At 55.2% G+C, this 14153-nt stretch carries 15 protein-coding genes; 6 read left to right on the forward strand and 9 right to left on the reverse strand.

What is annotated here, in order from left to right; all coding sequences use genetic code 11:
• Window positions 1-33: 33 nt before the first annotated feature.
• A complete protein-coding gene (gene metE, locus N7922_RS23595) occupies window positions 34-2295 on the reverse strand; it encodes a 5-methyltetrahydropteroyltriglutamate--homocysteine S-methyltransferase (RefSeq protein ID WP_263098524.1) in 2262 nt (753 codons plus the stop codon).
• A gap of 233 nt (window positions 2296-2528) precedes the next feature.
• Here metE and metR point away from each other — a divergent pair, with 233 nt between their 5' ends.
• Window positions 2529-3482 (forward strand): HTH-type transcriptional regulator MetR, encoded by a 954-nt coding sequence (metR, locus tag N7922_RS23600; protein ID WP_263098525.1) that lies wholly within the window; start codon window positions 2529-2531, stop codon window positions 3480-3482.
• Here metR and N7922_RS23605 read toward each other — a convergent pair.
• The 3 genes from N7922_RS23605 to pldB form a co-directional block, all read right to left on the reverse strand.
• Entirely contained in the window at window positions 3370-4269 is a 900-nt protein-coding gene (locus tag N7922_RS23605; RefSeq protein ID WP_263098526.1) for a carboxylate/amino acid/amine transporter, read from the reverse strand. The genes metR and N7922_RS23605 overlap by 113 nt on opposite strands.
• A 108-nt stretch (window positions 4270-4377) precedes the next feature.
• Window positions 4378-5178 (reverse strand): sugar/pyridoxal phosphate phosphatase YigL, encoded by an 801-nt coding sequence (yigL, locus tag N7922_RS23610; protein ID WP_263098527.1) that lies wholly within the window; start codon window positions 5176-5178, stop codon window positions 4378-4380.
• A 25-nt stretch (window positions 5179-5203) separates the two neighbouring features.
• Window positions 5204-6196 carry a lysophospholipase L2 gene (pldB, locus tag N7922_RS23615; protein WP_263098528.1) on the reverse strand — a complete coding sequence of 331 codons (993 nt, stop codon included), beginning with the start codon at window positions 6194-6196 and terminating at the stop codon, window positions 5204-5206.
• 109 nt (window positions 6197-6305) lie between these two features.
• Between pldB and rhtB the strand changes: the two genes are divergently transcribed.
• Window positions 6306-6926, forward strand: a complete 621-nt coding sequence (gene rhtB / locus N7922_RS23620) for a homoserine/homoserine lactone efflux protein (RefSeq protein WP_263098529.1) — start codon at window positions 6306-6308, stop codon at window positions 6924-6926.
• 42 nt (window positions 6927-6968) lie between these two features.
• On the opposite strand, the gene rhtC is transcribed toward rhtB, so the two are convergent.
• The 3 genes from rhtC to pldA all read right to left on the reverse strand — a co-directional run bounded on the left by rhtC (window position 6969) and on the right by pldA (window position 10415).
• A complete protein-coding gene (rhtC, locus tag N7922_RS23625) occupies window positions 6969-7589 on the reverse strand; it encodes a threonine export protein RhtC (RefSeq protein WP_088237727.1) in 621 nt (206 codons plus the stop codon).
• 61 nt (window positions 7590-7650) lie between these two features.
• Window positions 7651-9477, reverse strand: coding sequence for an ATP-dependent DNA helicase RecQ (gene recQ / locus N7922_RS23630; RefSeq protein WP_263098530.1), 1827 nt, complete (start codon window positions 9475-9477; stop codon window positions 7651-7653).
• Window positions 9478-9545: 68 nt separating this feature from the next.
• Window positions 9546-10415 carry a phospholipase A gene (gene pldA / locus N7922_RS23635; protein ID WP_263098531.1) on the reverse strand — a complete coding sequence of 290 codons (870 nt, stop codon included), beginning with the start codon at window positions 10413-10415 and terminating at the stop codon, window positions 9546-9548.
• A gap of 160 nt (window positions 10416-10575) precedes the next feature.
• On the opposite strand from pldA, the gene yigI reads away from it, so the two are divergent.
• The 4 genes from yigI (at window position 10576) to N7922_RS23655 (ending at window position 12947) form a co-directional block, all read left to right on the forward strand.
• Window positions 10576-11043 carry an acyl-CoA thioesterase YigI gene (yigI, locus tag N7922_RS23640; protein WP_263098532.1) on the forward strand — a complete coding sequence of 156 codons (468 nt, stop codon included), beginning with the start codon at window positions 10576-10578 and terminating at the stop codon, window positions 11041-11043.
• Between the two features lie 51 nt (window positions 11044-11094).
• Window positions 11095-11991 carry an EamA family transporter RarD gene (gene rarD, locus N7922_RS23645; RefSeq protein WP_263098533.1) on the forward strand — a complete coding sequence of 299 codons (897 nt, stop codon included), beginning with the start codon at window positions 11095-11097 and terminating at the stop codon, window positions 11989-11991.
• 143 nt (window positions 11992-12134) lie between these two features.
• Window positions 12135-12545, forward strand: a complete 411-nt coding sequence (locus tag N7922_RS23650) for a hypothetical protein (protein ID WP_263098534.1) — start codon at window positions 12135-12137, stop codon at window positions 12543-12545.
• A gap of 9 nt (window positions 12546-12554) precedes the next feature.
• Complete coding sequence (locus N7922_RS23655; protein ID WP_263098535.1) at window positions 12555-12947, forward strand: DUF2628 domain-containing protein; 393 nt, start codon at window positions 12555-12557, stop codon at window positions 12945-12947.
• A gap of 40 nt (window positions 12948-12987) precedes the next feature.
• On the opposite strand, the gene corA is transcribed toward N7922_RS23655, so the two are convergent.
• Together corA and ysgD are read right to left on the reverse strand one after the other, a co-directional pair.
• Window positions 12988-13938 (reverse strand): magnesium/cobalt transporter CorA, encoded by a 951-nt coding sequence (gene corA, locus N7922_RS23660; protein WP_039055048.1) that lies wholly within the window; start codon window positions 13936-13938, stop codon window positions 12988-12990.
• Window positions 13939-14089: 151 nt separating this feature from the next.
• A complete protein-coding gene (gene ysgD, locus N7922_RS25345) occupies window positions 14090-14146 on the reverse strand; it encodes a YsgD/CorL family protein (RefSeq protein WP_411554294.1) in 57 nt (18 codons plus the stop codon).
• Between the last annotated feature and the right edge of the window lie 7 nt (window positions 14147-14153).

Genomic DNA, 14153 nt, shown 5'->3' on the forward strand with positions numbered 1-14153 from the left:
CCGCCGGCTTTACCGCTGGCGGCGCGAGAAGGCTTAGGCCTGGCGCAGGTTCTGCGCCGCTTTCACCATGTTAGCCAGCGCGCTGCGTGTTTCCGGCCAGCCACGGGTTTTCAGACCGCAATCCGGGTTTACCCACAGGCGTTCCGCCGGAATGCGCTGCGCCGCTTTCTGCAACAGCGCTTCAATCCACTCCACGCTTGGCACGTTTGGCGAGTGAATGTCATATACGCCCGGTCCGATTTCGTTCGGGTATTCGAACTCTTCGAACGACTCCAGCAACTCCATGTCAGAACGCGAGGTTTCAATGGTGATCACGTCCGCATCCAGCGCCGCAATAGAATCCATGATGTCATTGAACTCGCAGTAACACATGTGGGTGTGGATCTGCGTGTCATCTTTCGCCACCGCGGCGTTGATACGAAACGCTTCTACACCCCAGGCGAGATACGCATCCCAGTCGCTGCGACGCAGCGGCAAACCTTCACGCAATGCCGGTTCGTCGATCTGAATAATGCCGATGCCTGCCGCTTCCAGATCCGCCACTTCGTCACGCAACGCCAGGGCAATCTGTTTGGCAATGGTTTCGCGGCTCACGTCTTCACGCGGGAACGACCAGCAGAGAATGGTAACCGGACCGGTCAGCATGCCTTTTACCGGTTTGTCGGTCAGTGACTGCGCATACTTCGCCCACTCCACCGTGATCGCTTCCGGGCGGCTCACGTCGCCGATCACGACAGGTGGCTTGACGCAGCGGGAGCCGTAGCTCTGTACCCAGCCGTTTTGCGTGAAGACAAAACCGTCCAGGTGCTCGCCAAAGTACTCCACCATGTCGTTACGTTCCGCTTCACCGTGCACCAGCACATCCAGACCAAGACGCTCCTGCTCCACAATGGCCTGCTTGATATGTTCGGCAATGCCGGTGCGGTAGTTGCCCGCGTCCAAACGTCCCTGTTTGAAATCCAGACGCAGACCGCGGATCTCGGTGGTCTGCGGGAATGACCCGATGGTCGTGGTCGGCCATGCCGGCAGGTTAAAGCGCTGGCGCTGCGCCTGCGCACGCTCGGCGTACGGGTTGTCGCGCTGGCTGTCCTGCGCGGTGATCGCCGCCAGACGTTTGGCCACCGCCGTGTTATGTACACGGGTAGAGTGGCGACGCGCCTGGATTGGGGCGCTCCATTCATTCAATTGTTCGGTGTTGCCGCTGTTCAGCGCATCGCGCAGCAGCGCCAGCTCCTCGCATTTTTGCAGGGCAAAGGCAAACCAGCTCTTCACTTCCGCATCAAGCCGCGTTTCAACGCTCAGATCGATCGGGCTATGCAGCAACGAGCAGGAAGAAGCCACCCACAGCGCACGTTGGCCGACAATGCCTTTAATTTGCGCATATTTTTCCGTCAGATCGGCGCGCCAGACGTTACGGCCATTCACCAGGCCAGCGGAGAGCAGCCAGTCGGCTGGCAAACATGTGTGCAGTTCAGCAACATTGTCGTTACCGTGCACCAGATCGACATGCAGACCCTGCACCGGCAGCGCGGTAATGACATCAAGGTTCGGGGTCACGCCTTCAAAGTAGGTGGTCAGCAGCAGTTTCACCTGACCTGCCAGCGCGTCGTAAGCCGGTTTGAACGCGTCCAGCCACGCCTGCGGCAGCTCCAGCACCAGCGCGGGTTCATCGATCTGCACCCACTCAATACCGCGTTTCGCCAGTTCCGCGAGCACCTGTTTGTAAACCGGCAGAATGTCGGCCAGCAGGCTCAGGCGGTCAAACTGTTCACCTTTAACTTTGCCCAGCCACAGATACGTGACCGGCCCCAGCAGTACAGGTTTGACCTTGTGGCCCAGCGCCAGTGCTTCATCGACTTCATCCAGCAACTGGGTCCAGGTCAGTTTGAACTGCTGGCCTTTACTGAATTCCGGCACCATGTAGTGGTAGTTGGTATTAAACCATTTGGTCATTTCTGCGGCAGCTGCTGGCTCGCCGGTGGGTGCGCGACCGCGGCCAATGCGGAACAGGGTGTCGATATCAACAGAGCCGTCGTTGTTCTGATGACGAGCCGGCACGTTGCCTAACAGCAGGCTGGTGGTCAGAACATGGTCGTACCAGGCGAAGTCGCCTACCGGCAGCAGATCGATGCCAGCGGCTTTTTGCTGATCCCAGTGGCGGGCGCGCAGTTCACGACCTACCGCCAGCAGTTCTTCACGGGTGGCGTTACCCGCCCAGTAGCTTTCTTGCGCTTTTTTCAACTCGCGACGCAGGCCAACGCGAGGGAAACCGAGGGTGTGATTAAGAATTGTCATTTTTAGCCTCTTCAATAGGTTAATCCAAAGGATTTCGGATTAAGGGAAGGCGGCAAACTCAGGGAACCCCAGGAGCTTACTCAAGTAAGTGACTGGGGGACGTGAGTGAAGCCAACGCACCATTAATTCGAAAGACGAAGGATTTTGGACGTCCAGATGTTTACACATCTATATTGTGAAGGTACTGTATATTCCTCAAGCGCAAATTGTTCATGCCGGAGTGAAGGACTTTCATGATCGAGATTAAACACCTGAAAACGCTGCAGGCGTTACGGAACAGCGGGTCGCTCGCGGCAGCGGCGGCGACGCTGCACCAGACGCAATCCGCCCTTTCCCACCAGTTCAGCGATCTGGAACAACGCCTTGGCTTCCGGCTCTTTGTGCGTAAAAGCCAGCCATTACGCTTTACGCCACAGGGCGAGATCCTGCTGCAACTGGCCAATCAGGTGCTGCCGCAAATCAGTCGCGCGCTGCAATCCTGCAATGAACCGCAGCAAACCACGCTGCGTATCGCTATTGAATGCCACAGCTGTATTCAGTGGCTGACGCCAGCGCTTGAGAACTTCCGCCAGCACTGGCCGCAGGTTGAGATGGATTTCAAATCTGGCGTGACGTTTGATCCGCAGCCTGCGCTGCAACAGGGCGAGCTGGATCTGGTGATGACGTCCGACATCCTGCCGCGCAGCGGTCTGCACTATTCGCCGATGTTTGATTTTGAGGTGCGACTGGTACTGGCGCCGGAGCATCCGCTGGCGGCGAAAGCACGCATCACGCCGGATGATATCGCTAGCGAAACGCTGCTGATCTACCCGGTACAGCGCAGTCGCCTTGATATCTGGCGTCATTTTCTGCAACCGGCTGGCATCAGTCCATCGCTCAAAAGCGTGGATAACACACTGCTGCTGATTCAGATGGTTGCCGCGCGCATGGGGATCGCTGCGCTGCCGCACTGGGTCGTGGAGAGTTTTGAACGCCAGGGTCTGGTGGTGACCAAGACCCTGGGTGAAGGATTGTGGAGCCGGTTGTACGCTGCCGTACGCGATGGCGAGCAGCGTCAGCCGATCACGGAAGCGTTTATTCGCTCAGCGCGGAACCACGCTTGCGATCATCTGCCGTTTGTGCGGAGCGCGGAGCGACCCAACGCCGATGCACCCACAGCGAGGCCATTATCACCGCACCACCCATAATAAAACTCGGCCAGTGCGGCTGTTCCTGCCAGATAGCCAGGTTCACCAATAACCCGGCGGGAACGTGCACATTGTTCATAATGCCGAGCGTCCCGGCGTCCACCTGGGTGGCGCCGTAGTTCCACATAAAGTAACCCAGCCCGGACGCCACCACGCCCAGCCAGACCAGCACGCTCCACTGCAACGTCGTGGTCGGTAGCTTCTGCGGGTTGCCCATCACAAACCACGCAATAATCGCCACCACAAATGCACCGAGATAGAACCAGGCAAAGGCGTTATGCTGCGGCATCGGGCGCGTCTCCATCAGGCGTTTATAACCCACCATGCCGATGGCGAAGCTGATGTTCGCCAGCTGCACCAGAATCAGCCCCACCCAGAAGTGATCGCTCACTTTGTCGTAGCGGATGATCGCCGCGCCAATCACCGCCAGCCCGGCGCTCAGCGCGTAGCTCCAGCGCAGCCGGCGCTTGCTCAGTAGATCGTAAATCAGGGTGATATACAGCGGTGTAAAGACCGTAAACAGCAGGAATTCAGACACGGTCAGATAGAGATACGCCTGGAAGCTGAACAGATACATAATGCCCAGTTGCAGCGCCCCCACCAACATATACAGCCCGAGGGTTTTCAGGTTATGGCCGCGCGCGCGCAGGAACGGTAAAAATACCAGCGCCGCCAGCCCCACGCGCATCAGCACGGAGAAGTAGCTGTCGACATGACCGGCCAGGTATTCGCCAATCAGGCTAAAGGAAAAAGCCCACAGGATCGTGGTGATGATCAGTAACGCCACAATGAATGTCTCTCAGATTAGTGAACACGCATTGTAGCGAACTCAGTTGTACAAAGTTTGAGTTTTTAGTTGACATGTGGTTAACAAATAACCACATGTCAATGTTAATCACTCGAGGAACAACTTGCGCAGATAATTCGGCACGGCGTTGTCGGCATTGGTGCCGATCACCTCAAGCTCCGGGTGCAACTCTTTCAGGCGCTGATGGGCATTACCCATAATGCAGCCTTTGCCCGCCATCGACAGCATTTCGGCATCGTTCATGCCATCGCCAAATGCGATGCACTCTTTCAGGCTGTAGCCCAGCGCACCGGCCACCACTTCCAGGGCATGCCCTTTCGAAACACCGCCCGCCATCACTTCCAGACAGGTCAGCGTAGAGAAACTGACGTTCACGCGATCGCCCCAGCGAGCGTTAATCGCCTGCTCCAGCGGCAGCAGTTTTTCATGGCTTTCGCAGGTGAAAAAGACTTTGCTGATACCGTCGGTCTCCAGCATTCCGGGTTCATACAGGGAGTACTGGAACACCGCCTCTTTGAAGAAGCGCATCTCATCCGGGCGGTGGCGGTTCATAAACCACTCATCATCACGGTAGACGTTAGTCACAATATCCGGTTCGTTATGCACCACGCCGAACAGATCGGCGGCAATATCGCGATCCAGATTGTGGGTAAAGACCAGATGGCCGTCGGTATCGTGCACGCGCGCGCCGTTAGAGGTAATCATATAGGCTTTGATGCCCAGATTATCGCGGATTTGCCCGACATCCACATGATGGCGGCCGGTGGCAAAAACAAAGTTGACGCCGCGCGCGGTCAGCAGTTTTAACGTTTCTTTGGCGAAAGGCGACAGTGTGTGGTCGGGGGAGAGTAATGTGCCATCTAAATCAGACGCAACAACCTGGTACATAAGAAAATTTAACCTCGATAAGTCATCAGTTATGCCGGTCGAAGAATTCGACGATGGCGTTGAGCGCGACCGAGCGCATAGCGTCCTTTTCGAAAAGGATCTCATGGTACGCGCCTTGAATGACAAGCGGTTTGCCCCCTTCACAGGGGTGGCCCGCCGCAGCGCGAATGTCGCAGAAGCGTTGCAACATGCGGTTATCCACCACATGGTCCTCTTCTGCCTGAACAATCAGTGTTGGGGTGATATCTTTTTCCGCGCCCGCCAGCGCCTGCTCACCCGCCTGAATACCTTCCCGCACCCAGTGCCAGGTCGGCCCGCCAACGCGGAGCTTCGGCTCGTCGGCATAAAAACGCAGGTTGCGCCGGTAGCGTTCACGGCTGTGCGTCAGCACGTTAATGGCGAAGGGCAACGCGCGCCAGCTTCCGGTACCGATGGCATAGCCCTCGCGGATGCTGCGGTAACTCTCCGCCCAGTCGAGCAAGGGGCGCACCATCCACTCCGGCAGGCGAATGATAATGCCGAACATCGGCGCACACAGCGCAATGGCATCGCACGCCTGCGGGTAACGCTGCAAAAAGAGTTCAGATATTGCACCACCCATCGAGTGCGCCAGAATATAGCGTTTACGCCACGGCCCGCTGGCGACTTCCTGATCCCAGAAGGCCGCCAAATCATCGACATAATCGCTAAAATTAACCACATGGCCACGGTGCGTGTCCGGCAGCATTCGCCCGGAACGCCCCTGACCGCGGTGATCGAGAATCAGCACATCAAAACCGAGGTGGAACAGGTCGTACGCCAGTTCCTCATACTTCACATAACTTTCAATGCGGCCAGGGCAGACGACAATCAGGCGATCGTTACCCTGCGCGCGAAACCGGACAAAACGCACCGGCACATCATCCACGCCGGTAAACTCCGCCTCTTCACGCGAGCGCCAGAAGTCCATCAGTGGCCCCATGGTAAAAGCCGCGAACGCTTTTTCTCTGGTTTCCCATGCCGTTTTTTGCCGAAACATTGGGATTTCGCCCCTGTTAGCCATGTAAAATCGTTTTTTTGTGACCAATAGCAAATTCCGCTGACAATAGCGTATTGTGGCATAAAAACAGACATCCAGGGAGTTTCTCATGACCTTCGAATGGTGGTTCGCCTACCTGCTGACATCCTTAATCCTGAGCCTGTCCCCCGGTTCTGGCGCAATCAACACCATGACCACCTCCATCAGCCATGGCTATCGCGGTGCGGCAGCATCCATTGCCGGGCTGCAAACCGGTTTGGGCATTCATATCGTGCTGGTAGGCGTGGGTCTGGGAACGTTGTTTTCCCGTTCAGTGCTGGCGTTCGAAGTGTTGAAATGGGCGGGCGCGGCGTACCTGATTTGGCTTGGGATCCAGCAATGGCGCGCCGCAGGCGCTATCGATCTCAATACGCTGGCGCAAACCCAGTCGCGCGGGCGTCTGTTTAAGCGGGCGGTGTTTGTAAACCTGACCAACCCGAAAAGCATCGTGTTTCTTGCCGCGCTGTTCCCACAGTTTATTGTGCCAAACCAGCCACAGGTGATGCAGTATGTGGTGCTCGGCGTGACGACCATTGTGGTGGATATTATCGTGATGATTGGTTATGCCACGCTGGCGCAGCGCATTGCGGCATGGATCAAAGGCCCGCATCAAATGAAAGCGCTGAACAAAGTGTTTGGTTCGCTGTTTATGCTGGTCGGCGCGCTGCTGGCATCCGCAAGACACGCCTGAAGATGATGCCCGGTGGCGCGACGCTAACCGGGCAAATCGGGCTTAACGAGAGATGATCAGATGGATGCCGAAACCGGCGAACAGTGCACCGGCAAAACCGTCGATCCACTTCGCCAGGCGTTGATAACCACGACGGATTTTCGGTAAGGCGAACAGACTGGCCACCACGGTAAACCAGGCGAATGTTTCCAGCGCGATCAGCACAAAGATGCCCCAGCGTGCGCCCGCGCCCACGCTGTCGCCGACAAACAGCGAAAACACCGAACCAAAATAGATGATCGCTTTCGGGTTCGCGAGGTTGGTGAGTAAGCCTTTCATAAAGCTGCGACCGCTGGCCGCCAGCTCAACCTGCGGCGCATCGCCGCTTTTCTGCTCTTTTTTCAGCGCCCCGCGCAGCATCTGATACCCCATCCAGCACAGGTACAAGCCGCCGCCCACCATAATGATGTTATGCAGCCAGGCCATTTTTTCGAGGATCAGGTTCAGCCCAAGCAGCGCCACGCCAGCCCAGACCATGACACCGGTGGTGATACCGAGTACGCCCATCATCGCTTCTTTGCGCGAGCGGCTTACGGCAGTTTGAGAGACGAAGAAGAAATCCGGACCGGGGCTCATCAGTGCAACAATGTGCACAAGCGCAACGGTGAGAAATAGCATCAACATAGATAACTCGCGGGGAAACAGTTCAGTGAGTCATTATCCTCGCACTTTTCCTGCGGGCTGACTACTCCTCTTCACCATCGACATGCGCGCGGATCAACGCCATAAACTCCTGGCCGAAACGTTCGAGCTTGCGCGTTCCCACGCCGTTCACGCTGAGCATTTCCCCAGGCGACAGCGGCGTCTGCTCGGCCATTTCAATCAGCGTGGCATCGTTGAACACAACATACGGCGGAATATTTTCTTCGTCGGCGATGGCTTTACGCAGCTTGCGTAATTTGGCGAACAGCTTGCGGTCATAATTACCGACGGCCGCTTTTTGCATCACTTTCGACTTCAGCGCCGCCATACGCGGCACGGCCAGCATCAGCGGCACGTCCGCGCGCAATATCGGGCGCGCGGCTTCGGTGAGTTGCAGCGCAGAGTGCTGGGCAATGTTCTGCGTGGCGAAACCTAAATGGATCAACTGGCGGATCACGCTGACCCAATGCTCATGACTATGATCGCGCCCGATCCCGTAGACCGGTAATTTGTCGTGCCCCATTTCGCGGATCCGCTGATTATTGGCGCCGCGCAGCACTTCCACCACGTATCCCATCCCAAAGCGCTGGTTCACGCGATAAATCGCCGACAGCGCTTTTTGCGCATCCTGCAAGCCGTCGTACTGGCGTGGCGGATCGAGGCAAATATCACAGTTGCCGCACGGCTCCTGTCGCCCTTCGCCAAAGTAGTTCAGCAGCACTAAACGGCGGCAGGTTTGCGCTTCAGCAAACGCGCCCATCGCGTTAAGTTTATGCCGTTCAATATCCTGTAGCGGCCCGGCGGGTTTCTCCTCCAGGCAACGACGCAGCCACGCCATATCCGCCGGATCGTAAAACAACATCGCTTCCGCTGGCAGGCCGTCACGCCCGGCGCGGCCAGTTTCCTGATAATAGGATTCGATATTGCGCGGAATGTCGAAATGCACCACAAAACGGACGTTGGGTTTATTGATGCCCATCCCGAACGCCACCGTCGCCACCACGATTTGCAGATCGTCGCGCTGGAACTGCTCCTGCACGCGTGCGCGCACATCGTTCTCCAGACCCGCATGGTAGGCTGCGGCGCTAAAACCGCGGCTTTGCAGACGCGCCGCAGTGTCTTCCACTTTCGCGCGACTGTTGCAGTAAATAATGCCGGATTTGCCGCGTTGCTCCTGGACATAGCGCAGGAGCTGATCAAGCGGCTTGAATTTTTCCATCAGCATGTAGCGGATGTTAGGGCGATCGAAGCTGCTAACCTGAATAAGCGGGTCGTTGAGCCCCAGCAGGTTAACAATATCGCGGCGGGTAGTGTCGTCCGCCGTGGCGGTCAGCGCCATAAACGGCACGGCGGGGAGCATCTGACGCAACTGGCCCAGCGCAGCGTATTCCGGGCGGAAATCGTGCCCCCATTGGGAAATACAGTGCGCTTCATCTACCGCCAGCAATACCGGGTTCCACTGGCGAAGCTGATCGAGGAAGTTGTCGAGCATCAGGCGTTCGGGGGCGATGTACAACAAACGGATGTGCCCATTGCGACACCCCGCGAGCACCTCAAACTGCTGCTCGCGGCTTTGGGTCGAATTCAGACACGCCGCCGCCACACCGTTGGCAAGGAGTTGATCGACCTGGTCTTTCATCAATGAGATCAGCGGTGATACCACCACCGTCAGACCATCCAATACCAGCGCCGGGATCTGGTAGCACAGCGATTTCCCGCCGCCTGTTGGCATCACCACCAGGCAGTCGCGACCGCCAAGCACCGTGTCGATGATGTCCTGCTGGCCCGGGCGGAACTGCTGGTAGCCAAAGGTTTCTTGCAAAACCTGTTTAGCCAGCGATTCCTGATTCAATACTTCCGCCTGCGCCACAATGACCCCATCTGCCTGAAATAAAAACAGGCGCTATTTTCAGCGCCTGCGCCGGAAACTGCAATGCTTTAAAACAGATCGTTAAGCATCACGCCTACGCCAACACGCGTTTGATTAAAGTTATAGTCAATCAGCGATTCGCCGTAGCCGCTATACACCTGGGTATAAAGGCGCACGTGTTTGGTGACGGGGTAGCTTAAACCAATTTCCGCGCCGCCATAGCCGGTGTTCCAGTTATATTGGCCTTTTGCGCTGAGGATCGCATCCCCCAACTGGTAGCCGATTTTCAACTGGTAATAGCCCATATATTTGGTGATGTCCGGGTTATCATCCGTCGACCCCACCACATACCACGGTTTCACTTCGACCAGCCAGTTGCCGTTTTGCGCCATCAGGCGCGTATAAAGACGGTTCCAGCTACGGGACGTCGGGTCGGAGCGGCCATTCGAGTCATGGTTAAAACCGAATTCCACGTCACGCAGGGTCCAGCCAGCCAGTTCATAATCGGTCGCAAAACCCAGGAACAACTGCGGTTCATAGTTCGTCTCGCGAAACGGCGAAGACTCAGAACTGTTCGAAAGTTGCCACCAGGATTTTTGCGTATAGGAGCCGCCGAACACGGAGTTTGGCCCGAGGATCCCACGCCAGAACGGGAACGCGAGGCTCAACTGGAATTTCACCTCATCTTTGCGCGCGTTATCTGACCAGTTATACGATCGGATAGCCTCTTTGTTCAGGTCGCTGGTATCCGTGTAGATAACGTAGTTGGATTCATACGGATAGAGCGTGAAGGGATTGTCATGCTCCTGCAATAAATTGGCGATGATGCTGCCGCGCACGGCGGGTGCATCATGAACTTCTTTTACCGTGGCTTCCTGTGCGTATACCGTAAATGGCAGTGCAAGCACTGCGAAAAGCCAACCCAGAGAGGTCCGCATTGGTGTGGTGCTCCCAAAACATATTGTTGACGTGAATATCTTCCCCGCAAGCATTCTACATATTTATTGAATAACTGCTCATGTATCGGTTCTGAAAGTGGAAATCAACAAACGATAAGCATATTATCAACATTTTGTTAACTCATCGGATCAGATAATTATGTCAGTCGTTCTCACAGCGGAAGAAGTCCTGAAAACGGTAGGTGAGATTTTTGTTTACCACATGCCTTTTAACCGGGCGTTAGGGCTGGAGCTGGAGCGTTATGAAAAAGAGTACGCACAGTTGAGTTTCACCAATCAACCCATGATGGTGGGTAACTGGGCACAGAGCATTTTGCATGGGGGCGTTATCGCTTCGGCGCTGGATGTCGCTGCGGGCCTGGTGTGCGTCGGCAGCACGTTGACGCGTCATGAAACCATCAGCGAAGAGGAGCTGCGCCAGCGCTTATCGCGGATGGGCACCATCGATTTGCGCGTCGATTACCTGCGTCCGGGGCGCGGTAACCGCTTTACCGCCAGCAGCAGTTTACTGCGCGCAGGTAACAAAGTGGCAGTGGCTCGCGTGGAGCTGCATAACGAAGAGCAGCTCTATATCGCCAGTGCCACCGCCACTTATATGGTGGGGTGAGGCGGTAAAATCAGGTAACATTAGAGTTCATTTCAGCCAAGAGTTTTCCTGATGGATGCAAAACAGACGCGGCTGGGCGTGTTACTCGCCCTGGCCGCCTATTTTATTTGGGGTGTCGCCCCGGCCTATTTCAAAGTGATCTGGTATGTCCCGGCCGACGAAATCCTGACGCACCGCGTTATCTGGTCTTTCTTCTTTATGCTGGCGTTAATCAGTGTCAGCCGACAGTGGCACAGCGTTAAAACCCTGCTGCACACCCCGAAAAAGATCCTGTTGTTAGCGCTTTCCGCCGTGCTGATTGGCGGTAACTGGCTGCTGTTTATCTGGTCGGTGAACCACAACCATATGCTGGAAGCCAGCCTGGGTTACTTTATTAACCCGCTGGTGAATATCCTGCTGGGGATGCTGTTTTTGGGCGAGCGTTTTCGCCGGATGCAATGGTTAGCGGTGTTACTGGCCGGTATCGGCGTGCTGGTGCAACTGTGGACCTTTGGTTCATTACCCGTCATCGCACTGGGGCTGGCGTTTAGCTTCGCGTTCTATGGCTTGCTACGCAAAAAAATCGCCGTCGACGCGCAAACCGGCATGCTGGTAGAGACGCTGTGGCTGCTACCTGTGGCGGCGATATGGCTGTTCGGCATTACGGACAGCCCGACCAGTCACATGGGGCAAAACAGCCTGTCGCTTAATCTGTTGCTGATCGCCGCAGGCGTCGTCACCACCGTACCGCTGCTCTGCTTTACCGGCGCGGCAACACGTCTGCGTCTGTCGACGCTCGGCTTTTTCCAGTATATCGGCCCGACGTTAATGTTCCTGCTGGCGGTACTGTTCTATGGCGAGCACCCGGGTGCAGATAAAATGGTGACCTTTGGCTTTATCTGGATTGCGCTGGCTATCTTTGTGATCGATGCCATTTATACTCAACGCGGTTTTCGCAAAAAGGCATAATAAATTAAACGGGCGGAATAGAGCCGCCCGATATCTATAAATACGCAAAATATTCAGAGTTAAGATTTATCTTAATCGAATATAAATGACGAAATGCTATATTTCCGGCCTTCGTCATATACGCCATTCAGGATGAATTGGAAATGATCCGCAGGATTTTTTTGCCTTCTGGCAAAACGTGCCTTATGCGTGGGCCATATATCCTTATTTTTTTGCTTCTGCATATTCTCTTTTTACTTGCCTTCTTTAGCCTGGCCAGCGTGCCGGTTGCGCCACTGCTCTGCATCCTGATTTACACCTGGGTGAAGATCAACATCAATGCGCAACGGTGCCGTGATAGCGGCGGGAAAGCCCGTTATATCGTTATTGCATCCATCCTCGTTTATTTCGCCTCATTGGTTGTCGCCGGTCTCGGGTACGTAGGCGATGATGACTGCATGCTGCTGGGCGTGAGGATTTACTGCGCCTACGACGGCCTGGTGTTCTTTTTCTTGATGCTGGCGCCGACCCAGATAAAAAAACAAACAAATTCTATAGACAGGATATCTATTTAGGAGAGGAAAATGAGTACTATCAGCAATTATGATTATCAAAATGACGCGTCGCTGAATGACAAGTGGAAGTATCGCTTCGCATTCTTTGAAAAGCACGGTTATCCCTCATTCTGGGGTCTTTCACCGGCGTGGAAAGAAGCCTTTAAAGGTATGACTTTCGGCCAGAAAAGAAAGGTGTCCATGAACTACTTCGCCTTTTTCTTTCCGTTTATTTATCTCTTTATTCTTGGCTTATGGAAAAAGGCGCTGCTGGTCATCGTGCTTAACGTTGTGGTGTTTTTGCTCGCGGTTATTTCCGGCGTCGGCTTTCTGGGCTATCTGGTAAACGCCATTGTCGCTATGCGGACAAATATCTGGTATTACGATTTTAAAACAAAGGGCATCCAGGACTGGAGCTTCTGAATAAAAAAGGTTCAGCGCAGGCTGAACCTTTTTTCGATCGTTAAAGCCAGTTACGGCGTTTAAAGTAGAGATACGGCGCAAGCCCGGCGAGGATCATAAAGATAATCGCCCCAGGGTAACCAAAGCTCCAGTGCAGTTCCGGCATAAACTCGAAGTTCATCCCGTAGCTGGAGGCCACCAGCGTCGGCGGCAGGAATACGACGGAAACCACCGAGAAGATCTTGATGATGCGGTTCTGCTCAATATTGATGAAACCCATTGCCGCCTGCATCAGAAAGTTCACTTTCTGGAACAGCGATTCGTTGTGTGGCAGCAGGGATTCGATATCGCGCAGGATCTCGCGGGCCTGTTCCAGCTGACCCGCCGGCAAACGCGCTTTGCGCACCAGGAAGTTCAACGCGCGTTGGGTATCCATCAAACAGAGGCGGACCTTCCAGCCGATGTCTTCCTGCTCTGCCAGCGTTGAAAGCGCTTCGTCATACTCATCGCCCTGCTGGCCTTCCATAATCACCCGGCTCAGCTTTTCCAGATCGCTGTAAATGTTTTCGATTTCATCCGCCAACTGTTCGATTTTCGTTTCGAACAGATCCAGCAGCAGTTCGTAGGCGTTGCCGTCCACCATTTCCTGGCTGCGGGCGCGCATACGATAGAGGCGAAATGCCGGCAGTTCCCGTTCACGCAGTGTGAACAGGCGGCCTTCGCGAATGGTGAATGCTACCGTTGAGTTGCCTGCATGATCTTCCGCGTCTTCAAAAAAGAAGAAGGAGTGGATGTGCAGACCGTCTTCGTCTTCAAAAAAACGCGCCGACGCCTCGATGTCTTCCAGTTCAGGTCGGGTGGCCAGGTTCTGGCCCAATTCCGTTTGCACGCGGGTACGTTCTTCATCGTCCGGCTCGACCAAATCAACCCAAACAGAGCTGGCGAGGTGTTTGATTTCGTCAGCCTCAAGGCGGGTTAAACGATTGTTTTCCAGTTGAAATGCGCTCAGCATGGCCGGGACTCCCAATGCAAAAAATATCGGACAGTTCGGAGGGCACACAGAAACGACAGGGGTTTCAGACCATTAAACAGCCTGACTCAGTGCGACGGGGACAAAGCGAGTCGCTGACAACCTCTAAGGCTATCAGCATGAGGAGATAGCCTTAGGAGTTGTTCCTGAACAACAGGAAATTGAGCCAGTATCTACTGGGTGTGTCCAAGGCGAAT

This window comes from Kosakonia sp. ML.JS2a (genome assembly GCF_025642095.1).
In the GTDB taxonomy this organism is placed as follows: Bacteria; Pseudomonadota; Gammaproteobacteria; order Enterobacterales; family Enterobacteriaceae.